This window comes from Mesorhizobium sp. P2_B5 (assembly GCF_056404775.1).
The window spans coordinates 836,757-858,163 of record NZ_JBFUDJ010000002.1 but is presented as its reverse complement, the minus strand read 5'-3'; the positions used below and the strand labels follow the sequence as shown (position 1 = coordinate 858,163).

Genomic DNA, 21,407 nt, shown 5'->3' with positions numbered 1-21,407 from the left:
GCACAAGGCCGGCTTTGATACGCATCAATCCATGCTTCAGAGGCAGGTTGACCAGGATCAATGGAGGCCGGCCTCATTGCCTGTTGGATGGCCCTTGATGCAATTGGGGAACAGCATGCAGACGAATGAAACCCCTCGGTACGACGCCAGCGTCAATACGACCGGTTGCTGCCCCAGATTCAATCCCGAGGGTTGGGACAGCCAAGAACTGCATTTCAAGGGCAAGCGCTTCGTCAAAGCTACAACCCACAGCGTCATGCATATCCCGATGAACATGGCCAGCGTGTTCGCGCGCGTTAACAAGCACATGGAAGACGCCGGCGCTTCCGGCGAGAATCAATTCATCGTGCTGAGCAGGGAGATCTCTCCCTGGAGCAGCGAGCATCTGTTCGCGGTTTCAAAGCCGGTCCCCGACGAGGAGATGGTCACGTTGAGTGGGGACTTTGTAACGAAGGTGTTCGAGGGTCCGTTCAGCCAGGCCAGGACGTGGGACGAAGAGATGCGGCAGATTGCGCGCGCCCGAAACACGGAGCCTCGCGACGTGTACTTCTTTTACACAACGTGCCCGAAATGCGCCAAAGCCTACGGCAAGAATTATGTCATCGGTGTCGTGGCAGTAGCCTAAGGTCTCGCAGGCTCGATGGGTGAGGGCAGGGCGCTGGCTTCGACCCAGGTGCCGCGTTCCCCTTTGACAATTTCGAGGGCGTGATCGAGCTTGCCGATTGCAGCAGGCTTGCCTGTCCCTTCAATGAATTCGATCGCAGCACTGACCTTCGGTCCCCATGGAGCCGGCAGGAAAATTCTTCCCGGATAGCTCCTTGGGGCTCACGCGCCGCAATGGCTGGCGCAAATATCACACTCGGTGGCGGAAAAAGGCGGCGACTTGTCACTGAGGCGGCGCTGGCATGCATCATCGGCTTTGTGTCACAGGCTCAAGCCCACGAGACTGCCCTTCCTCCCGCCGCAAAACCCGTCACCACTTCGATCGCTCCGAAATCGCGCGCGACAGCCTCAAAGGCTGCATATCTGGGGCGCGCGCCCTATATCTACAGGTACAGGGGCTTCGGCAAAAGAGCGAGTTGCTACCTTCGCACGAGCGCCCAGGTCTCAAAAGCAGACGTCCAAGTGTCAAAATAAGACCACATCGGAACGATTGTGCAGACCGGCGTCGGCACCCACAGATGGCGAGCGAGAAGGCCCACGTCGCTGTGTAGAGTAAGTCCTCCTCCAATATTTCATTGCACCCGCGCGCAAAAGTCGTAGCGTGCCCGGCTTGCTCAAGCCTCCTGAGAGGAGCGCGTGATGTCGTTCAGCGAAGCTGAATTCGTACACCGAGAGAATATCAAGCACTTCGAAAAGAGGCTAGAAACGGAAGCTGACTTCGCAATCCGTACTGTGCTTTTGAAGCTGCTCGCCGAGGAGAGGGTGAAACTTTCCCGTTGATTTGCCAAACGATTCAAGATTGAGGCGCGGGATTGTATGTCCGCAACTGGCGCGCGGAATGTTAGAGACTTCAATTTCAATTTTAATACGCCCTCCAGGCCCACCAAAACAACCGCGTAAGTGGCTGATTTTTTATATCATTTTCTGGAGGGGCCAGGACGTGGACTCGAACCCCTATTTCTGACCAAGCCCTTTTGGTCGTGCGTCAAAAACAAACCGGCCTTAATTGCTAGTGGATGTCAGGTTGGTCGTGTCCTGAAAACGGTCGATTGCCGGACAGAGCTTTGTCGCCTCTTGGCCGGGTGCACAGATTTCCCTGGTCGTTTTGAAGGTCAGCTTCGCGCCTCATGTCGGTCGTTGAGCAGACCATAGCCGCATCCCAAAAGCTGACATTCTAGCGAACAGGCGAGATGGCACGTTTGCGCTACTTCTCGGCCTTCGAGGATCTCACAGACGTTTAGAGACCGCGCCCGTAGGCTTCATATCAAATTCTAGCACCTAGGCGCGGCTCCGGCAGGACGGTGGTCCCGGTTCACGCAACGCTGATCTCTCCAGCGCATCTATCGCGCAGCCTGCCTGCTTCAGCTCGGATCGTAAATTCCCCCAGCCTTGATGTCGATCAAGGGGGCTCGCGGCCTTCTTCGCTATCAAACCGTGATGATCGAGAACCCAGCATCCCCAACGTGGCGCGGCGTTGGCGAGCCCTACTGGTCGCGACCGGCTATCGAGGTGCTGCAGGAATGCCGCTCTCGGCCTACCGGGCTGACTTCGACCGAGGCGCGCAACGGGCTTTCGCGCCACGGGCCAAACACGTTCGCCGATCATCGGCGAGAACAAGCGCCGGCGGTCCTGTTGCGGCAGTTTTGCAATCCGCTGGTTCTGGTCCTGATCGTCGCGCCTCGCGGCCTTCACCGACAACGGCGCGCAAGGCATGGCCGAGCGACAGTCCGGGATCCGATTGAGAATGCCCGTTCAGCTGGTCACCCACAGGGTGCGTTGCCCTTAGCGGCTGGACCGGAATTGGAGGCGACTGAGGGCTACCGAAGGTGAGCAGAATTTTCGCGACAATTGCAGGGCGCTTCACCCCGTTTGAGCCGATGGCCGACGCGATGCGCCCTGGCGAGAAGTTTCCCAGTTTTGTCCGGCGCGCCAGCGGCACGCATCAGGTCTATATCAGCGTGATCGCAATTTCGGTTGCCTTGGCCAACTTTATCCCTATCGACCTGCAGAGACGGGTCGTCGATGTGGCGATTGCCGACAAGGACGTACGGGCACTTCTGATGCTCGGCGGCCTGTATCTTGCGGCTATACTCCTGCATGCGGGGCTGAAATACGCAATGATCGTCTATCAGGGCTGGGTCGGAGAGAGCGTGGTGAAGACGGCCCGCGACCAACTCGCTCTCGTCGCCACGCAAAGGTCCGCGCGCGACCACGCAAGGAGTGGTCAGACCGCCAGCATCATCGGCAACGAGATCGACTATGTTGGCGGATTTGTCGGCACGAGCATCTCCGAATGCGTAGTCAACGTCACGATCATGATCTCCGTCGTATCTTACATGATCTACATGCAGCCGGTGATCGCTCTGGTCAGCGGCATGTCACTCCTGCCGCAGATCCTGCTTGCGCTTTACATGCAGAAGGACCTGAACACACTCGTGGAGCGGCAGGTCGCGCTGGTCCGAAAGCTTGGCAACCAAGCAGTCAATTCCTTCGCCAGCCACTCGCCGAAGCGCCGGGTAGCCTTTCGCACCATACGCACGATCTTCAGCAATCGCATTGAATTCTATTTGTTGAAATTCGGGCTGAAGACGTTGCTGAATATAGCCAACGCGATGGGATCCCTGATGGTCCTGATCGTTGGCGGCTATCTTGTGATCCGCGGGCAAACGACGATCGGCACGGTCGTCGCCTTCATTTCGGGCTTCCAACGATTGTCGGAACCCACAGGAGAACTTCTCGACTTCTATCGCACGTATTCGGAAGCGAAAGTGCAATTCCGGATGATCGTCCAGTGGGTCGACGGCGATCATCCCGCGCAAACCGGACATTCCGCGCACAGCCAGAATTGATCGATGATCTTGCCAGCCAGCCTGTTGCCGGACTGTGCTCCGCTTAGAGGCCACAAGCAACTCTGCTCCCAAGGCAGAGGTCATCATCAGTGAAAGAAGTTTCGTTGACGATTGCTACCTCAGCGTAGCCAGAAGGTGCTCGGCAGCCTTAACATCCGCAGTGTCCAGGCCCTCGACGAAATGCTCCACGACTGGTTGCAAGAGCTCGCGAGCGCTATCCGCCTCCCTTCGCCGGGCCATCATCGTCGCCATGTCGATTGCGGTTCGCAACTCCCATGCCCGTGCGCGCTGACTTCGGCTCAACTCCAGTGCCTGCATGAGGTAGGCGGCAGCTTCATCACGGTTGCGCTCCGACTGGAGAAGGAGGCTTCCTTTCATCCGCAGCAACTCCGGGAGGTACAATTGATCGCCGTTCTTTTCGACTTGACCACGCGCCTCGTCTATCAACGCAATGGCTTCATCAACCTGACCGATCGCGGACAGTCCCCCAACTAGCGACAGGTTGAGCGGCGTCGTGAGCAATTCATAAGGCGCCGCGTGGAGCTTCTGAAGAGATGTCTGCAGGCCCTCGACGCCGCTTTTTGCATCGCCGTGACGGATCGCAACTTCGCTTTTGAAGCCCCGACCGACCAGCAGGTAAGGAGTCATGGAATGGGATTCCGCGCGGGCGATGAGCATATCTATGTACGCCTCGGCGCTCTTCAGGTCGCCGGTCCAAAGGAAGACCGATATCGCCCAGATCAGCGCGATCGCCAATGTTAGAGAATGATCCATGGCGGCAGCCTCTTCAACGGCCTGTCGGGCGTGTGCCATGGCTTGATCCGGATGGCCTTGTAGCCAAAGGTTCCTCGCCAGGATGGCCCTAGCCAGGATTTTGCCTTCGAAGCCCAGATAGATCGTCGTGGTCCGCTGGGAGCGCGGCCCACGGTCGAGCGCCGCCTCCAGCTCTGCGCGGGCCTCCGCGAGATCGCCTCGCAGGTGGAGCGAGATGCCCAGGATCGAGTGTGCCAGCGCGCTGGCGACCGAGTCGTCCAAGGTCGCGGCTGTGGCTGAACAACGCCTTGCAAACTCAAGGGCGGTTGCGAAATTGCCCGTCCGCAGATGGAACATGTTGAGCGGACCCAACAGACGCACCTGGTCCAGCGGATCGCCGCGCTCCTCGGCGATCGCCAGGCTTCTCTGCAGGGCTACGCGCGCCCTGTCGCGTCCTCCCCGCATGAACATGAAGGATACGCCGAGAGCTGCCTGAAGATGCATCTCGTCAAATCCGCCAAGGGCGGCACCGTCGGAAGCCAATATTGCTCTTTCAGACCAGCGATGACACTCCGGCAACAAGGACATAGCCAGGAAAACCGGCGCCGCAGCGATGGCGAGTCCCATGCCGATGTCGGCGTTCCCGTTGTTGCCGAAGCACCATTCCAGGGCAGCTCGGACATTGTTGATGGCGGCAAAGTGAGGCGCCCGCTCCTCACCGGTCGCCAGGCTTGGCCACTCGATCCCGGTGTGCTCCAGCCATCTCCGATAGTAGGCGGCGTGGCGCACTGCCAGATCGGCAGCCTCGGCGTCATCGGTCCGGACGTCGAGAACGTAGGCGCGCGTCGTATCGAGGAGCCTGTAGCGCATCATTGCTCCGACCGGGCGCGTCGCCACGATCGATTTGGCGACAAGACTGTCCATGGCGCCAAGGACGGTCGATCGGTCGAGGGTCGCGCTCGTCACGACCTCCAGGGCGGCATCGAGCGTGAAATGACCGACGAATACAGCGAGCCTGCGAAGCACCACGCGCTCAAGGTCGGTCAGGAGCCCAAAGCTCCAGTCCAGTGTCGCCTGCAAGGTCTGCTGACGCGGCGGCGCTGTCCGTGAACCGAGCCACAGCAGTGTCAGGCGTTGATCGAGAAGCGCGGCTGTTTGCTGCAGCCCATAGGATTCGACGCGTCTGGCCGCCAGTTCGATCGAGAGCGCCACGCCGTCGAGCTTTCGACAGATGCTTGCGATGAGCAGGGCTTCCGCATCGCTGACGTCCAAACGAGCGCCGCCTGCCACCGCTCGTTCGACGAACAGTTGGGTGGCCGGGAAGGTCTGGACAATGGCCGCCGTTAGTCCCGGTTCGTCGGGCGGATAGGCAAGCGCATCCAATCGATAGATATGCTCGCCCTCAACCCGAAGCGCCTCGCGGCTCGTCGCCAGGATGTAGACCTGTGACGCCGCATCGACGATGTTCGAGGCCAGAGGCGCCACCGCATCCACGAGATGCTCACAGGTATCGAGGATCAAGAGAATCCGCTTGTTGCGCAAGTAAGCGATCAGGTTGGGCGTCGCATCTTCTGTTTGAACCGTCAGCCCAAGCATCGAGGCGACGGCTGTCGTCACCAGACCGGGATCGCCGATCATTCCCAGATCGACGAACAAGACCGCCCCTGAAAATGCTTCGATCAGGTGATGCCCGACTGCGATCGCGACGGTGGTTTTGCCGACGCCACCGGCGCCAACGATGGTGACGAACCGCGAAGCATTCAGCTGTACCGACAGCTTAAGAACATCCTCGTCCCGCCCGACCACCCTGCTCAAGCGGTTTGGAAGATTCGCGTGCGGAAACCCAGCGGCAATGAATGGGACTTCGTCGCGTGAGCTGTTTAATCGCGAGACCGGCGCAACGAAGCAATAGCCCCGCCCCGGAAGCGTCGTGATGTACCGCGCGCCACCCTTTCCATCGCCCAGCGCCTTGCGCAGTCCGGTCATGTGGAACCGCAGGCTGCCTTCCTCGACGACGACATCCGGCCAAACCCGCGACATCAGATCCTTCTTGCTGACGACTTCATTCGGCGCGGAAGTCAGGACGATGAGAATTTCAAGGGCGCGCGAGCCCAGCTCTACGGGAGCGCCTTCTCTTGTCAGGAGCCTTTCACCCGCAGCCAAATGGAAAGGGCCAAACGACAATCTGTCTTTGGCCTGTATTCCCGTTGTCGTCATGGCGTCTTCTTTTGGAGCCGCCTGCACCAGCGCCGCAGTTTAAGTCAAGGAGCGCTCCTGCACCATAGGGAGTCTCACAGTCTAGGCGCCTCCTATCTGCTCAAAAAAGCGGCAGGCTGGCAGCGGCTAACACAAGCTCACGACGCATAACGGGCTAATCCCGCCTCCTGGGCGTAGTTCAAGTTACCTTGGATCGCAAACCCATCAACCCAGGAGAGACCCATGGACACGACCAGAACCTCAGAAGCAATCGACCAGGATCGCCGGCGACTTTTGGGCACTGCGGCGGCCGGCATCGCCGCCGCCGGCGCGGCAAGCCTGCTCCCGTCGCAATTGGCCGCCGCATCCACGAGCGATGCCATCCGCCCTTTCACTGTCAGTTTTCCGCAGGAGGAGATCAATGAACTTCGCCGGCGCATCGCCGCCACGCGCTGGCCCGAGCGCGAGCTCGTCTCCGACGAGGCGTCCCGGCGGATCTGGTCGACCCCAGCAACTGTAGGGCCAACGCAGGGCGTGCAACTCGCCACAATGCAGAAGCTCATGCAGTACTGGGGAACGGAATACGATTGGAGCAAGTGCGAGGCGCAGTTGAAGGCGCTGCCGAATTTCGTCACTGAGATCGATGGGCTCGACATCCACTTCATCCATGTGAGGTCTAAGCATCAGGGCGCCCTGCCTGTCATCATCACGCACGGCTGGCCCGGTTCGGTCATCGAACTCTTGAAGATCATCGACCCGTTCACCAATCCCACTGCACACGGAGGCACGGAGGCGGAGGCGTTCGACGTGGTGATCCCGTCGATGCCGGGCTACGGCTTTTCCGGCAAGCCCACCGAAACCGGTTGGGATCCCGGGCGCATCGCGCGGGCGTGGATCGTGCTGATGAAACGCCTCGGCTACGACCGCTACGTCGCGCAGGGCGGCGATTGGGGAGCACTCATCACGGAACAGATGGCCCTGATCGCACCTTCCGAGCTGGTCGCCATCCACACGAATATGCCTGGGACCATTCCGCCGGAGATCGTGAAGGCGCTGGCCTCCGGCGGTCCGCCCCCCGCTGATCTTGGCCCCGACGAGAAGCGTGCCTACGAGCAGGTAGCGTTCTTCTACAAAAACGGCCTGGGCTACGCCAACGAGATGGCTCTTCGTCCGCAAACGCTCTACGGGATCGTCGATTCACCGGCCGGCCTGGCGGCGTGGATCCTCGATCACGATGCGGACAGTTATGCGCTGATCGCCCGCTCCTTCGATGGAGAGCCGGAGGGCCTTACCCGCGACGACATCCTCGACAACATCACGTTCTACTGGCTGACGAACACGGCGATTTCGTCGGCACGTCTCTATTGGGAACATACGCAAACGGCGAAGGCCGGCTTCTTCGACGCCAAGGGCATCACCATACCCGTCGGTGCGACTGCGAACCCCAGCGAAATCTACACCGCACCGAAGAGTTGGACCGAACGCGCGTTCCCGAAGCTTCTGCACTATGGCCGCACGGACAAGGGCTGCCATTTCGCCGCCTGGGAGCAGCCGAAGAGTTTCACCGAAGAGGTGCGCGCAACATTCAAGGCGTTGCAGACATGACGTGTTGCCGGGGGATGGCGCGCCGGACGCGCGTCATCTTCCGCCCAGCGGCAGCTGCGTAGCGAACCTCCGAAGGGAGCGACTGCAATGAACCCCCTCATCAAGACGCTCGCCGCACTCGCGGCTTGCACCGTGCTCGCCACGGGCGCTTTTGCCCAGAGCACCGTCATTCCCATCGACAACGAGCCCGCACCCAAGCTGATCGTGGAGCCGCCGCTTCCGGGGCCGCTGGCCGGCGGCGTCGTGTTCATCCCGTACCGGGTGGAGAACTTGCGCATCCTGCCTGTGGGCGGGGCGGCCGCGCGCAACGTATCTCCGCGGGTCGGGCATCTGCATGTCACCATCGACGACCTGCCTTGGGCGTGGGCGGACTACGGTCAGAGCAACACCATCATCCTGGTGGGCATGCCAAGCGGCCAGCACAAGGTGCTGATCGAGGTGGTGGATCCCGAAGGCAAAGTCTTCACCAAACAAACGGTGACGTTCCACACTCCGGACAAGAAGGTGCAGCTATGAGGCTCGACCAACTGGCGGCCGTGCTGGCATTCGGGCTTTGCATCCTTTCCGCGCCCGCCTCCGCCAACCCGGTTGAGGATCGCTCGATCCGGCCCTTCAAAGTCCATGTGCCGCAAGCGCCGCTCGATGATCTTCGCAGTCGCATTGCGCAGACACGGTGGCCCGACCGGGAGACGGTCGATGACCAGTCGCAGGGCATACAGCTCGCGAAGATCAGGCCGCTCGTCGAGTATTGGGGCACGGCCTACGACTGGCGGACAGCGGAAGCGAAGCTGAATTCCCTGCCTCAGTTCATGACCACGATCGACGGCGTGGACATTTACTTCATCCACGTTCGCTCGAAACATCCCCATGCCCTGCCGCTGATCATGACGCATGGCTGGCCCGGCTCGGTGCTGGAGCTGCTCAAGACCGTAGGCCCGCTCACCGATCCCACGGCGCATGGCGGTGGGCCGGAAGACGCGTTCGACCTCGTACTGCCGTCGTTGCCGGGTTTCGGCTTCTCCGGCAAACCCACAGATACTGGCTGGGATACAGACCGCATTGCACGAGCCTGGGCAGAGCTGATGAAGCGCCTTGGCTACACAGAGTATGTCGCCCAGGGCGGCGACTGGGGCTCTCCCGTGTCGAATGCAATAGGACGTCTGGCCCCGGCAGGCCTGCTCGGCATTCATGTCAACCTGCCGGCTGTCGTACCCCCAGAGATTGCCGCGGTGCTCGCCGCCGGCGGACCGGCGCCGGCGAGGCTCATGGACAAGGAGCGCGCGGCGTTCGATGCGCTCAGCATGGCCGCCAAGATGGGGAACAGATCCTACGCCACGATGATGGGCACCCGGCCCCAGACGATCGGTTACGCCATCAATGACTCCCCCGCAGGGCTGGCCGCCTGGATGCTCGGGCATCCGGGCTTTTCGGGCTGGACCTACGACAAAAGCGACCCTGAAAAGTCGCCGGACGAGGTGCTGGACGACATAACTCTGTACTGGCTGACGAACACCGCCACCTCGTCGGGGCGCATTTACTGGGAGTACGGCGGCGGGCGCAGTCCCGTTTTTGCCGACCCGGAGAAGACCAACGAAATCTCGGTGCCGGTCGCCATCACGGTCTTTCCGGGGGAAGGCTATCAGGCCCCCGAGACGTGGGCCCGGCGCGCCTATCCCAACCTGATCTACTTCCATGAGGTCGACAAAGGCGGCCACTTCGCCGCGTGGGAGCAGCCGGAACTCTTCTCCGCCGAGTTGCGCGCTGCCTTCAGGCCGCTGCGGCAAACCAAATAACGACCTCACTAGCAAACCAAATAACGACCTCACTAGAAAGGAACGACAAATGTCTCAAACCATGAAAACGCCCCGTGACGAAAAGCGCGAAACTGCGACGGGGACCCGAAAAAAGCAGGCGCTCGACATGAAGCTCGAGGTCGTGGTCATCCCCGTCTCGGACGTCGATCGCGCCAAGAGCTTTTATAGCGGCCTGGGTTGGCGGCTCGACGGCGATTTCGTCGTCGGCGATACGTTCCGGGGTGTGCAGTTCACACCTCCGGGCTCGCCTGCCTCGATCCACTTCGGCAAGGGGATCACGAAGTCGGCGCCCGGCTCGGCAAGCGGACTTTATCTTGTCGTGTCGGACATCGAGGCGGCGCGCGCCGAGCTCATTGGCCACGGCGCCGAGGTTAACGAGGCGTTTCACCGCACAGGTCCCGGCAAGCCGACGGTCAAGGGGCGCGATCCCGAGCGGCGCAGCTACTCCTCGTTCGCGACGTTCAAGGACCCGGACGGCAACGAATGGCTGCTGCAGGAAATCACCACCCGCTTTCCCGGCCGGATCGACTCCAGCACCACGACCTACGCTTCCGGAGCGGATCTTGCTGCCGCGCTGCGACGCGCGTCGGAGGCCCACGGCGAGCACGAGAAGCGCAACGGCGGCCAGCGCGATGAGAACTGGCCGGACTGGTACGCGGAATACATGGTGGCTGAGCAGGCCGGCAAAGAGCTTCCGCTTTGAACGATTCAGCGCGTAGCGCGCCGCAGAACCGTCTGCGCGGCGATATCGATCGAAACTGAAAAAGGCGTCGTCGATGAAAGCAACCAAGCTGCTCGTCGCCGTGGCGCTCGCAATGGCAATCGGGGCTCCGATTACCAGTTTTCTGGGAGACACGAATGTGGCTCAGCCGATAGCCTCCGCACCGATGAGGGTTCCGTTTCTTCACGGACTTTCCTCCGACCAGTTTGAGGGGCAATCCGAGCTTGCTTCGCTTGGCGTGGCGAACGAGTGGATAAATTCGCCGCCGCTGACGGCGTCGGCTTTGCATGGCAAGGTCGTCCTCATCGATTTCTGGACCTACACCTGCATCAACTGGCTACGCACGCTTCCCTACGTTCAGACCTGGGACGAGAAATACCGGAAGCATGGTTTGGTGGTTATCGGAATCCACGCGCCGGAGTTCGCGTTCGAAAAAGACCTGAACAACGTGCGCCGGGCGGTGAAAGACCTGGGGATCGATTACCCGATCGCCGTCGACAACGACCATCTCATATGGCGGGCTTTCAACAACCAGTACTGGCCGGCACTCTATTTCGTCGATTCGCGGGGACGCGTCCGGTATCACCACTTTGGCGAGGGCTCATACCAACAGTCGGAAATGGTCATCCAGGAATTGCTGACTGAGGCTGGCGCCGGCGGATTCGACCGTGAGCCTGTGTCGGTGGATGCCCGCGGCATCGAAGCCGCGGCCGATTGGGAGACCCTCAAGTCTCCGGAAAATTATCTCGGCTACGAACGCACCCAGAATTTTGCCTCCGGCGGTGGAGCGGTCTTGGACGCGCCGCACATCTACGATGTGCCGGCGCGATTACACCTGAATGAATGGGGGCTGTCTGGCAGTTGGACGGTAAGGAAAGAAACCGCCGTACTGAACAAGTCCGATGGCGGCATCGCGTACCGTTTTCACGCGCGCGACCTTCATCTGGTCATGGGTCCGGCAGCGCCGGGAACGTCTGTGAGATTTCGCGTGCTGATCGACGGACAGCCGCCAGGCACGGCTCACGGCATCGACGCAAATGAAAAGGGCGAAGGCGCAGTGACAGAGCAGCGCCTATACCAACTGATCCGACAATCGAAACCCATCGTCGATCGGCAGTTCGAGATCGAGTTTCTCGACTCAGGCGTGGAGGTCTTTGCATTCACGTTCGGCTGATCGCGCGCGCAAGGATAGAGGTTCCCAAATGCATTCGCTCAATATCCCGGATGAGATCGACCAAGATCGCCGTCGGTTCCTTGGCGCCGCCGCGATGGCTGTCGCCGCCACTCAGTTCGGCCTGATCGGCCCGGCGCAAGCGCAACAGACGACTGGAGAGCCTGCGGCGTCCTTTGGGCCCTTGAAGCGGATCGAGGCCGGCGTGCTGAGCGTCGGCTATGCGGAACTTGGACCGACCGATGGCCCGCCCGTCATCCTGCTACATGGCTGGCCGTATGACATCCACACCTATGCCGATGTCGCCCCTCTGCTGGCAGCGAAAGGCCACCGCGTGATTGTTCCCTACCTGCGCGGATACGGCACGACCCGATTCCTGTCGGATGACACGATGCGCAACGGTCAGCAGTCTGCGATTGCCGCGGACATTGTCGCCCTGATGAACGCACTGGGCATCGAAAAGGCGACGATTGGCGGCTGCGACTGGGGCGCCCGCACCGCGAACATCATTGCCGCACTATGGCCTGAACGCTGCAAGGCGATGGTCTCGGTGAGCGGCTACCTCATCGGCAACCAGCAAGCCGGCAAGCTGCCGCTGCCACCCAAGGCCGAGCTGCAATGGTGGTATCAATATTACTTCGCCACCGATCGCGGCCGCGCCGGCTACGAGAAATACACGCGGGATTTCGCCAGGCTGATCTGGCAACTCGCGTCGCCGCAGTGGAATTTCGACGATGCCACATTCGAGCGCAGCGCCGCAGCCTTCGACAATCCCGATCACGTGGCCATTGTGGTTCACAATTATCGCTGGCGGCTCGGACTCGCCGCCGGCGAGCAGCAATACGACACGTTCGAGGAGCGACTGGCGCAGGCACCGGTCATCGGCGTGCCGACGATCACCCTCGAAGGCGACGCCAATGGCGCACCGCATCCGGACGCCAGCGTGTATGCCGCCATGTTCCCGGCCAGATACGCGCATCGGGTCGTCACTGGCGGCATCGGGCACAACCTGCCCCAGGAAGCGCCGCAGGCCTTTGCCGATGCCGTTGTCGAAGTCGACGCCTGATCGAGTTCGCGGCCACCGCCCAAGCGGCGGTTACCGCTACCAGCAAAAGAATGTCCATGAGCCACATCGCAAGGGTTGTCTATACGGCCAGGACCGCAACCACGGGCAGCCGCGAAAATGGCGCCTCGCGCAGTTCCGACGGCCTTCTGGACATCTGGCTATCGACGCCTGGATCGGCGCGCATCGGCACCAATCCGGAGCAGTTGCTCGCGGCCGGCTGGTCGGCCAGCTTCGCAAGCGCAATCGCGTCTGCGGCCCACGAACGAAAAATCGCGCTGCCTGCAGGGATGAGAATCGAGGCCGAGGTGAATCTGAACTACGGAGAAAACGGCCACTTTCTTAGCGTCCAACTGGATATTGCCGTGCCGAGTCTGGAGCGCGATGTGGTACAAATTCTGGTGGATGAAGCGCGCGAGATTTGTCCTTACTCCAAAGCGACACGGGGCAACATCGATGTCATAATGAGGATCGTCTGATTTGACCTACATCGCTCTTCGGCGTTGAAGCTTTTGGCACCTCGCTCCCAGTCTGTTCGGGGTCAGATCATGATCATGCCCACATCGACGTGAATGTCCGCTTTCGATATCCGCGGACTCGAAGCTGCCCTTCCGCTCGCGGCCCCAGAGCCGCCAGTCTGAAATGCGCCTCGGCAAGCCGATGGGCAATGGGTTTCCGATTGGCACCGTCGTTGGTCGCAGGGTACCGATGGATCGATTTGGCAACACCGCGCGGTACTCGAATACATTCGCCGGAAATACGATTGGTATCGCGACGGCTGACGCGGTGCTGACGATCCTGCAGCGTGACCAGATACTCCAGAATGCGCTTGCCATGGGCCAGCGTCTCCGGGCTGGGCTGGAGAAACTCGCGAAGCAGCAGCCCGGAATCCGTGCAATCCGCAACGCCGGTCTCTTCTTTGGCGTCGATATGGGGTCAGAGGGCACAGCCGCGGCAGGGCGGCGTGCCGTGGCGCTGGATGTGGTGAACGCAATGCGGGACGACGGTGTCCTGATCAGTACGACAGGGGCCAACGAGGATTCACTGAAAGTGCGGCCGCCGCTCGTTTGCTAGGCCGAACATGTCGACCTCTTCCTTGCGTCCATGGAGCGAGCGCTCATCAAGGTTGCTGGCCAGTTCGTATACCAGCGGGCGAGTTTCCGGCCATTGTCCAATGCCGGCGAGGCTTTTGATCGGGTGGAATCTAGCGCCGTGGTGGGACAAAAACATTGAAAAATATTGGCAAAGATATGAAAGCCACGCGGTCCCACTGGTCCCTAACTACTTGATTTAGCGTCGTTTCAAAAACATCCTCCGGGCCCACCAGAATCAAGAATATCAAAGGCTTACACGAAAGCCTTCACGGGTGAATTCGTTTATCTCGGCTAAACGTACGTCGTTCGAAAGAAAACATTTGGGCTTTTTTTCCTACAACTCTCCTTTCATCCAAAACACACGTCACACCTAATACAGAAATTCTGGCGTCGAAAGGTCGCTCAGCGATCCGTGCGGTCATCGGCGGCAACGACGTGCAAACGGGGATGGTTTGAGCGATTGGTCGAGAATGCCGCGACGGCTAGCCAGCTGGCGCGAAATGCCGCTCTCCGTGGCGATCGATCATTGCATCAGCGATATCCTGTCTTCTACGTGCGGCAAAGTCGCATAATACGCAGCCGGGGACTCATCCCTAGCGAGTGGGCGATCTAGGTCTTAGGTACGGGGATTCGGAAGATCAGGACTGTCATCGGTTGGTGTGCGATCAAGGTTGCCCAATCTTCGGGCGCCGCGATGAATTTTTTATCATCGGCGCGGTGGGTCGAGGGGCGGCGCACGCGAATATGTCGTGCAAACCATGCCATTCGAACCTGGCACATACCTTGCATGTTGTTTTAGGTGCAGAGCGTCTAGGGTTCCGACTGCGGTTAGAGCGGTGCTGGTCCAAGAGATGCGACCGCCCAGGATGCATTGAGGCATCCGGCGGAACACGGCGGGCCAAAATCCCGGGAGAACCCTGCACGGGTTTGCTGGCGCGAACCACTCCCGGATGCGCGCTCTGTAAACCCCAACATAAAGTCCGGACGCAATCCGGATCGCGAACAGGGGTACGCAATGCTTCGCAAGCTGGCCGCAATCATCCTAGCCGCAACACTCAGCGTTCCTATCGTTTCCGCTGCCGGCGCGGCGCCCAAGAAAGATTTCAAGATATGCTGGTCGATCTATGTCGGCTGGATGCCGTGGGGCTATCTTGCCGAAAGCGGCATCATGAAGAAATGGGCGGACAAATACGGCATCAATGTCGAGGTCACCCGCATCAACGACTATGTCGAGAGCATCAACCAGTACACAGCCGGCGGCTTCGACGGCTGTGCGATGACCAACATGGACGCGCTGTCGATCCCTGCGGGCGGCGGCGTCGACAGCACAGCCATGATCATCGGCGACTTCTCCAATGGCAACGACGCCGTCATCCTCAAGGACAAAGCTGCACTCACCGACATTGCCGGCCAGAAGGTCAATCTCGTCGAACTCTCGGTCTCGCATTATCTGCTGGCGCGGGCGCTGGACACGGTCAAGCTCACCGAGAAGGACATCACCGTCGTCAACACCTCGGATGCCGACATGGTTGCCGCCTATGGCACCAGCGACGTCACCTCCGTCGTCACCTGGAACCCGCTGGTTTCCGAGATCGTCGCCATGCCGGGTGCTCACAAGGTGTTCGATTCGTCGCAGATTCCCGGTGAGATCATCGACATGATGGTCGTCAACACCGAGACGCTGAAGGACAACCCCGCGCTGGGCAAGGCGCTTGTTGGCGCATGGTACGAAGCGATGCGTCTGATGACCTCGGGCACGCCGGAAGGCCAAGCAGCCAAGGAGGAGATGGCCAAGGCGTCCGGCACTGACCTCGCTGGCTTCGACGCGCAGCTTGCCTCGACGGCGATGTTCTTCGATCCCGCCAAGGCTGTCGAATTCACCAAGGGCGCCGAACTGCCGAAGACGATGGATCTTGTCCGCAACTTTCTGTTCAGCCACGGCATCCTCGGCACAAACGCGGTGAGTGTCGATGTGGTCGGCATGAGTTTTCCCGACGGATCCACGCTGGGCGACGCCAAAAACGTCAAGCTGCGTTTCGATCCAGCCTTCATGGCTGAGGTTGCAACCGCCACGCCCTGACATAGGCATGACATGCTAGCCAGGGGCATTGGCATCATGAATGCAGTCTCCGAGGCGGGCGGGGAGGGTACGCGCCCTCCCCAGCCATGGCCGAAGGTGCGCCTTCGCATGATCAACGCAAGGGTCTCCCGAGGTGGCGCCTTGTTTCTCGGCGCTTTGCCATTTCTGGTCGCAGCGGGCGCCTATCTGATCGCGTCGGGCAAAAGGCTGGACGCCAACCCTGCCGACAAGCTGTTGCCCTCGCCAGCACAGATGTGGTCAGCTTTCCTGGACCTTGCCACGGTTCCGGACAAACGCTCCGGCGATCTCATCCTGTGGGTCGATACCTATGCTAGTCTCGTCAGGCTGTTCGCGGGGGTGGCCGCCGCCACGCTGGTCGCCCTTTCGCTCGGCATCGCCATCGGCTTCATTCCGCGAGTGCGGGCCTTCCTGCTACCCTTCGTCACCGTCGTCTGCGTCATCCCACCATTGGCGCTCCTGCCGATCCTGTTCATTGCGCTCGGCCTCGGCGAAACGGCCAAGATCACGCTGATCGCCATCGGCGTGGCGCCGGTGATGGTGCGCGACATCGCCAACCGGGTGATGGAGTTGCCGCCGGAACTGATCGCCAAGGCGCAGACACTCGGCGGCAACAGCTGGACCATGGTTCTAAGGCTCGTGCTGCCGCAGGTCATGCCACGGCTCATCACCTGCGTGCGGCTGGCACTCGGACCAGCCTGGCTGTTCCTGATCGCCGCCGAAGCCATCGCCTCGACAGAAGGACTGGGCTACCGCATCTTCCTCGTCCGCCGCTATCTGTCGATGGACGTCATCCTGCCCTACGTCGCCTGGATTACGCTGCTTGCCGTCATCACCGACTGGCTTCTGGTGCGACTGTCCCGGGCGTTGTCTCCCTGGGCTCATCCGGTGGAGGCCAAATGAGCCGCATCGTCGTCCATGGGCTGGAGAAGAGCTATGGCGATGCCCGGGTGCTCGAGCGGGTCAACGTTACGGCCGAGGCCGGCGAATTCCTGTCACTGGTCGGCGCCAGCGGCTGCGGAAAATCGACGTTCCTGCGCATCCTGCTCGGTCAGGAACAGCAAAGCGGGGGCGTGGTCATCGTCGGCGACAGCCCGATTGTGCCCGAGCCGACACCGCAGCGCGGCATCGTCTTTCAGCGCTATTCGGTGTTTCCGCATCTGACCGCCATTCAGAATCTGCTGCTGGTTGAAGACTTTCGCTCGGGCGGGCCGTTTGGCCGCGTCTTCGGTGTCAGGCGCAGAAGCGCCAGGCAAGAGGCCGAGGCCATGCTGGAACGGGTTGGCCTTGCCCATGCGCGCGACCTTTATCCGGCATCGCTCTCTGGGGGTATGCAGCAGCGGCTTGCGATTGCGCAGACCCTGCTCGGCCGTCCGCAGATCCTGCTTCTCGACGAGCCGTTCGGTGCGCTCGATCCCGGCATCCGCGTCGAGATGCACGAGCTGCTGACCGAGCTCTGGACCGAGCATGGCATGACGGTGGTGATGGTCACCCACGACATCGGCGAGGCCTTCAAGCTCGGCACCCGCGTGCTGGTCTTCGACAAGGTGCGCCACGACCCGCAGTTCCCGTCGGCCTACGGCGCGACGATCACCTACGATCTGAAGCTCGACCGCAAGAACCGGGCTTCCTCACGAGACGTGGCCAAGGTGGCCGCGATGGTCGGGACGGCCCGGCCGGATGCAGCAATGGCGACGACGGCGTCGCAAGGGAGATCTTAGAATGTTTGGAAATATCCCCGAACGCAGCCACCGCCGGGCGGGCGTGGTCGCCCGAGAGCCGTCGCGGCGTTTGCACCATCCTGATTTTGATGCCCGCGGCACGCAGGGCTGGAAGTCGATCGAGGCCGAGGGGAAGCTGCCGGAAAGCGGCTGGCGCAAGGAGCAGCAATGGGCGCTCGACATGGGCCTGCCCGGATCGGACTCGATCATCGACAAGTCGATCCCGACATTCGCGCGCGGCGAACTGCCGCATTTCGCCGGCATCAACACCTTTCTGAAGGCGCCCTATGTCGAAAACGTCCGCGATGTCGGCAAATATGATGCGGCCGTCATTGGCATTCCCTTTGACAGCGGCACCACCTACCGCCCGGGAACCCGTTTCGGTCCGCAAGGCATCCGCCGTATCTCGGCGCTCTACACGCCTTACAACTACGAACTCGGCGTCGATCTGCGCGAACAGATGACGCTTTGCGACGCCGGCGACGTCTTCACCATTCCGGCTAACCTCGAAAAGAGTTTTGACCAGATCACCAAGGGCGTCAGCCATGTCGCCTCGTCGGGCGCGCTGCCGATCATGCTGGGTGGCGACCATTCGATCGGCTTCCCCTGTGTGCGCGGCATCGCCGACGTCACCTCGAAGCGCATCGGTATCATCCATTTCGATCGGCATATCGACATCCAGGAAAAGGATCTCGACGAGCGCATGCACACCACGCCCTGGTATTGGGCGACCAACCTGCCGAATGTCTCGGCAACCAATCTCGTGCAACTCGGCATCGGCGGCTGGCAGGTTCCCCGCTACGGCGTCGCCGAGGCGAGGAAGCGGGGCACTAACGTGCTCACCATTTCGGATATTGAGCAGATGGGGCTTGAGAAGGCGGCGGAAGTCGCTCTCGAACTCGCCTGGAAGGACACCGATGCCGTCTACATCTCTTTCGACGTCGACAGCCTTGATTGCGGTTTCGTGCCCGGCACGGGATGGCCAGAGCCTGGCGGTTTCCTGCCGCGCGAGGCGCTCAAGCTTCTCGGACTGGTGACGGCGCCGGGCATCTGCGGGCTGGAAGTGGTCGAGGTATCGCCGCCCTACGACACGTCGGACATCACTGCGCTGTTCGGTGTGCGCGTCGTCGTCGAGGCGCTCGGTTCGATGGTCGCCCACGGTAATCTCGGCAAGCATAAATCCATCATCGACAAACCGGTGAGTTTCTGACCATGCACGACGATCATGACCATTCTCATGGCCATCGCGACGGCCACCATCACCATGGGCCGAACGATCATCACACGCTTGGCCACAACGGACCCGCTGGCAAGCCGCTGCAATGGCAGACGCCGCATCTGCCACCTGACCAGGCCCAGGAGTCGCCTGTCGATCCCGCGTCGGTCGATCTCGATCTTGTTGAAACGGCCTTCCTGGAAGGATTTGCGCGAGCACCGGACCCATCCAGCTTTCTGCGTCTCGCCGGCATACCTTTTGTTGGTCAAATGGAGGACGGCGTGAGGCTTCATTTGCTGCGCGTCGAGACCGAGGACCTGGTCGATGTCGGCGCGGTCATGCCGCTCGTCGGCGGTACTGGCGTCGCCTATCATCCGTTGCCGGCGCGCCTGACATCGCACCGCCGCCGCCTTGCTTTCATCTATCACGATGGCACCCAGCAAAAACATCTCGGCTTCGCCGCGGCGCGCGCCCTTGCCGACCGTTCCGCTGCCTCGCAATTCGCCGTTCCCGGACATTGAACTCATTCGCCAACCTCATTCATCGGACAGACCCAACCATGAAAACGCTCCAAAGACTTGGCATGACTATCCTTTCGGCCTTAGCCGTCTTGAGGCCCTCGCTGGCGTTCGCCCATCCGGGCGGCTATCACGTCCATGGCTTCCTGGCCGGCGTCGAGCATCCTCTGTTCGGCATCGACCATCTGCTCGCGATGGTGGCTGTCGGCATGATCGCCGCGAGAACCGGCGGGCGCGCCGTTCTTCTCGTTCCGTTGCTCTTCGTCTCCGCTATGGTCGTCGGAGCTCTGTTCGGAGTCGCCGGCATCGGCTTGCCCTCCCTTGAAACCGGCATCGCACTGTCGCTCGTGGTGTTCGGGGCGATGGTCGGGCTGGCGAAGCCTTTGCCGCTGGCCGTCGCCATGTCGCTGACGACCTTGTTCGGATTGTTCCATGGAAACGCCCATGGCCTTGAGATTGCCGAAAGCGACAGTGGCCTCGCTTATGCCGTCGGTTTCGTCCTCGCCACCTCGATCCTGCATGCGGTGGGCGTGTTGTCCGCCACCAAATTCGCCGGTTGGCCGGGGGCCATCCGCACCGCCGGTCTCGCCACTTCGCTGGTCGGGGTGGCCACGGCCGCGCAGTTCATCTGAATCAAGTCTGCGAAGCAAGTTGCTTTCAACAGGACGAAAACGTGATGAGACAGAAGTGGCTAATAGGGCTTCGTCGCCTTCGCGACATGCTATATCAAATGGTGAAGGCCCGCGCCGAGCGACTTTGACTATCGTCGTATAGTGATTGAGGACATGGATTGGCGACATGCGGGCGTATAGGAATTCCACGCCGGCTCGGCCGCCTGTTCGGTTACGCGTTCGACAGCACGGCACCTATTCGGGAATCCTCGAAGCCTGTGCGCTGCTGCTGATCGGTGGCGCGGCAACGGTTATTTTACTGGGGCCCTATCCGATCCGGAAAACCGAGGCATTCGCGTAACGCCGCCGGGCCGATCCCTGCCATCACGACCCGCTCTGGTTTTTACCTCTTTTAACCAGCCGTCCTGCCGTCGCCGCGATATCGTATCCGCAGTTCCCGGATGGCCGGCTTCGGTCCGCCATCCACCGCGAAACATCCGGAGGCTTTCATGAGCAAGGGAAAGGTGGTGGTGCTGGGCTCGAATGCCACACGTATCGAAATTCAGGGAGGCGGCACGGGACCGACAGGACAATATCTCAATGAAACAGTGGTGCCGATGATGGCGCTTGTCGGGGCAGGTTATGAAGTTTTGCTCGCCACTCCCTCGGGCGCCAAGCCATACATCGACCCGGCGTCCGATGCGGTCCAGCATTTCGGTGGCGATGAGGCGGCGTATCGGCGTGGCAAGGATTTCTTCGCCAACGATCCGTCGACGAACCAGGGCCGCACCTTGCGATCGGTGGTCGAGGAGGGACTGGACAACTATGCGGGTGTGTTCGCCCCGGGAGGCCAAGGGCCGGTCGTCGATCTGATGCAAGATCCCGACGCGGGCGAGATACTTCGGCATTTCCATGCGGCCGGAAAGCCTACCGCGCTGCTCTGCCACGGCCCGATCGTCTCGATCGCCGCCTTGCCTCGGGCGAAGGAATTTCGCGAGGCGCTGATTCAGGGCGATCGCGCCAAGGCAGCCGAACTTGCGAAGGGATGGCAATATGCCGGCTACAGGATGACGGTCTATTCGGCCAGCGAGGAAAAACCCATCGAGGACAACATCCTCCACGGCAAGCTCTATTTCCACATGCCAGAATCCTTAGACCTGGCAGGCGCTAAAACGACCGTCGGCCCAGATTTCGAGCCCTATGTGATCGAGGACCGTGAGCTGATCACGGGCCAGAATCCGCGCTCAGACCATCCGATCGCCGCCGCCCTGATCGCTGCGCTGAACCGGAATCGCACGTGAGCTTAACAGGCAG

General features: G+C 61.0%; 19 protein-coding genes and 1 riboswitch. Of the genes, 18 read left to right on the top strand and 1 reads right to left on the bottom strand.

All coding sequences use genetic code 11. From position 1 onward, the window contains the following. Positions 1-115: 115 nt before the first annotated feature. The 3 genes from AC1D1N_RS10565 (at position 116) to AC1D1N_RS10555 (ending at position 3,512) form a co-directional block, all read left to right on the top strand. Entirely contained in the window at positions 116-625 is a 510-nt protein-coding gene (locus tag AC1D1N_RS10565) for a hydrolase (RefSeq protein WP_477348385.1), read from the top strand. Positions 626-2,055: 1,430 nt separating this feature from the next. Continuing rightward, complete coding sequence (locus AC1D1N_RS10560) at positions 2,056-2,493, top strand: cation-transporting P-type ATPase (protein ID WP_477348383.1); 438 nt, start codon at positions 2,056-2,058, stop codon at positions 2,491-2,493. Next, complete coding sequence (locus AC1D1N_RS10555; RefSeq protein ID WP_477348381.1) at positions 2,490-3,512, top strand: ABC transporter transmembrane domain-containing protein; 1,023 nt, start codon at positions 2,490-2,492, stop codon at positions 3,510-3,512. The genes AC1D1N_RS10560 and AC1D1N_RS10555 overlap by 4 nt, the downstream gene beginning before the upstream one ends. A gap of 114 nt (positions 3,513-3,626) precedes the next feature. Here the strand turns inward: AC1D1N_RS10555 and AC1D1N_RS10550 are convergent, their stop codons facing one another. Further along, complete coding sequence (locus AC1D1N_RS10550) at positions 3,627-6,482, bottom strand: ATP-binding protein (RefSeq protein WP_477348379.1); 2,856 nt, start codon at positions 6,480-6,482, stop codon at positions 3,627-3,629. Positions 6,483-6,704: 222 nt separating this feature from the next. On the opposite strand from AC1D1N_RS10550, the gene AC1D1N_RS10545 reads away from it, so the two are divergent. The 15 genes from AC1D1N_RS10545 to AC1D1N_RS10475 all read left to right on the top strand — a co-directional run bounded on the left by AC1D1N_RS10545 (position 6,705) and on the right by AC1D1N_RS10475 (position 21,394). Beyond that, positions 6,705-8,066 (top strand): epoxide hydrolase family protein, encoded by a 1,362-nt coding sequence (locus AC1D1N_RS10545; RefSeq protein WP_477348377.1) that lies wholly within the window; start codon positions 6,705-6,707, stop codon positions 8,064-8,066. A gap of 87 nt (positions 8,067-8,153) precedes the next feature. Further along, entirely contained in the window at positions 8,154-8,582 is a 429-nt protein-coding gene (locus tag AC1D1N_RS10540) for a DUF6130 family protein (protein ID WP_477348375.1), read from the top strand. Further along, positions 8,579-9,859: an epoxide hydrolase family protein gene (locus AC1D1N_RS10535; RefSeq protein WP_477348374.1), complete on the top strand. Its 1,281-nt coding sequence runs from the start codon at positions 8,579-8,581 to the stop codon at positions 9,857-9,859. Before AC1D1N_RS10540 ends, AC1D1N_RS10535 begins: the two co-directional genes overlap by 4 nt. Before the next feature lie 61 nt (positions 9,860-9,920). Next, complete coding sequence (locus AC1D1N_RS10530; protein ID WP_477348865.1) at positions 9,921-10,583, top strand: VOC family protein; 663 nt, start codon at positions 9,921-9,923, stop codon at positions 10,581-10,583. 73 nt (positions 10,584-10,656) lie between these two features. Next, complete coding sequence (locus AC1D1N_RS10525) at positions 10,657-11,775, top strand: redoxin domain-containing protein (protein ID WP_112563037.1); 1,119 nt, start codon at positions 10,657-10,659, stop codon at positions 11,773-11,775. Positions 11,776-11,803: 28 nt separating this feature from the next. Next, a complete protein-coding gene (locus tag AC1D1N_RS10520) occupies positions 11,804-12,838 on the top strand; it encodes an alpha/beta fold hydrolase (protein WP_477348372.1) in 1,035 nt (344 codons plus the stop codon). 56 nt (positions 12,839-12,894) lie between these two features. Next, positions 12,895-13,314, top strand: a complete 420-nt coding sequence (locus AC1D1N_RS10515) for an Ohr family peroxiredoxin (protein ID WP_477348370.1) — start codon at positions 12,895-12,897, stop codon at positions 13,312-13,314. Between the two features lie 163 nt (positions 13,315-13,477). Beyond that, complete coding sequence (locus AC1D1N_RS10510; RefSeq protein WP_477348368.1) at positions 13,478-13,909, top strand: aminotransferase class III-fold pyridoxal phosphate-dependent enzyme; 432 nt, start codon at positions 13,478-13,480, stop codon at positions 13,907-13,909. 819 nt (positions 13,910-14,728) lie between these two features. Next, positions 14,729-14,844: riboswitch (guanidine-I (ykkC/yxkD leader) on the top strand. A gap of 100 nt (positions 14,845-14,944) precedes the next feature. Beyond that, positions 14,945-16,009, top strand: coding sequence for a putative urea ABC transporter substrate-binding protein (locus tag AC1D1N_RS10505; protein WP_477348366.1), 1,065 nt, complete (start codon positions 14,945-14,947; stop codon positions 16,007-16,009). Positions 16,010-16,117: 108 nt separating this feature from the next. Beyond that, positions 16,118-16,930 carry an ABC transporter permease gene (locus tag AC1D1N_RS10500; protein WP_352583480.1) on the top strand — a complete coding sequence of 271 codons (813 nt, stop codon included), beginning with the start codon at positions 16,118-16,120 and terminating at the stop codon, positions 16,928-16,930. Beyond that, a complete protein-coding gene (locus tag AC1D1N_RS10495; RefSeq protein WP_477339664.1) occupies positions 16,927-17,748 on the top strand; it encodes an ATP-binding cassette domain-containing protein in 822 nt (273 codons plus the stop codon). Before AC1D1N_RS10500 ends, AC1D1N_RS10495 begins: the two co-directional genes overlap by 4 nt. Before the next feature lies 1 nt (position 17,749). Next, positions 17,750-18,958 (top strand): agmatinase family protein, encoded by a 1,209-nt coding sequence (locus AC1D1N_RS10490; protein WP_112559951.1) that lies wholly within the window; start codon positions 17,750-17,752, stop codon positions 18,956-18,958. Between the two features lie 2 nt (positions 18,959-18,960). Beyond that, on the top strand, positions 18,961-19,485 hold the full coding sequence (locus tag AC1D1N_RS10485; RefSeq protein ID WP_352558237.1) for a hypothetical protein: 525 nt from the start codon (positions 18,961-18,963) through the stop codon (positions 19,483-19,485). A gap of 38 nt (positions 19,486-19,523) precedes the next feature. Further along, complete coding sequence (locus AC1D1N_RS10480; RefSeq protein WP_477348363.1) at positions 19,524-20,114, top strand: HupE/UreJ family protein; 591 nt, start codon at positions 19,524-19,526, stop codon at positions 20,112-20,114. A gap of 488 nt (positions 20,115-20,602) precedes the next feature. Next, positions 20,603-21,394 (top strand): DJ-1/PfpI family protein, encoded by a 792-nt coding sequence (locus AC1D1N_RS10475; RefSeq protein WP_477348361.1) that lies wholly within the window; start codon positions 20,603-20,605, stop codon positions 21,392-21,394. Positions 21,395-21,407: the final 13 nt, after the last annotated feature.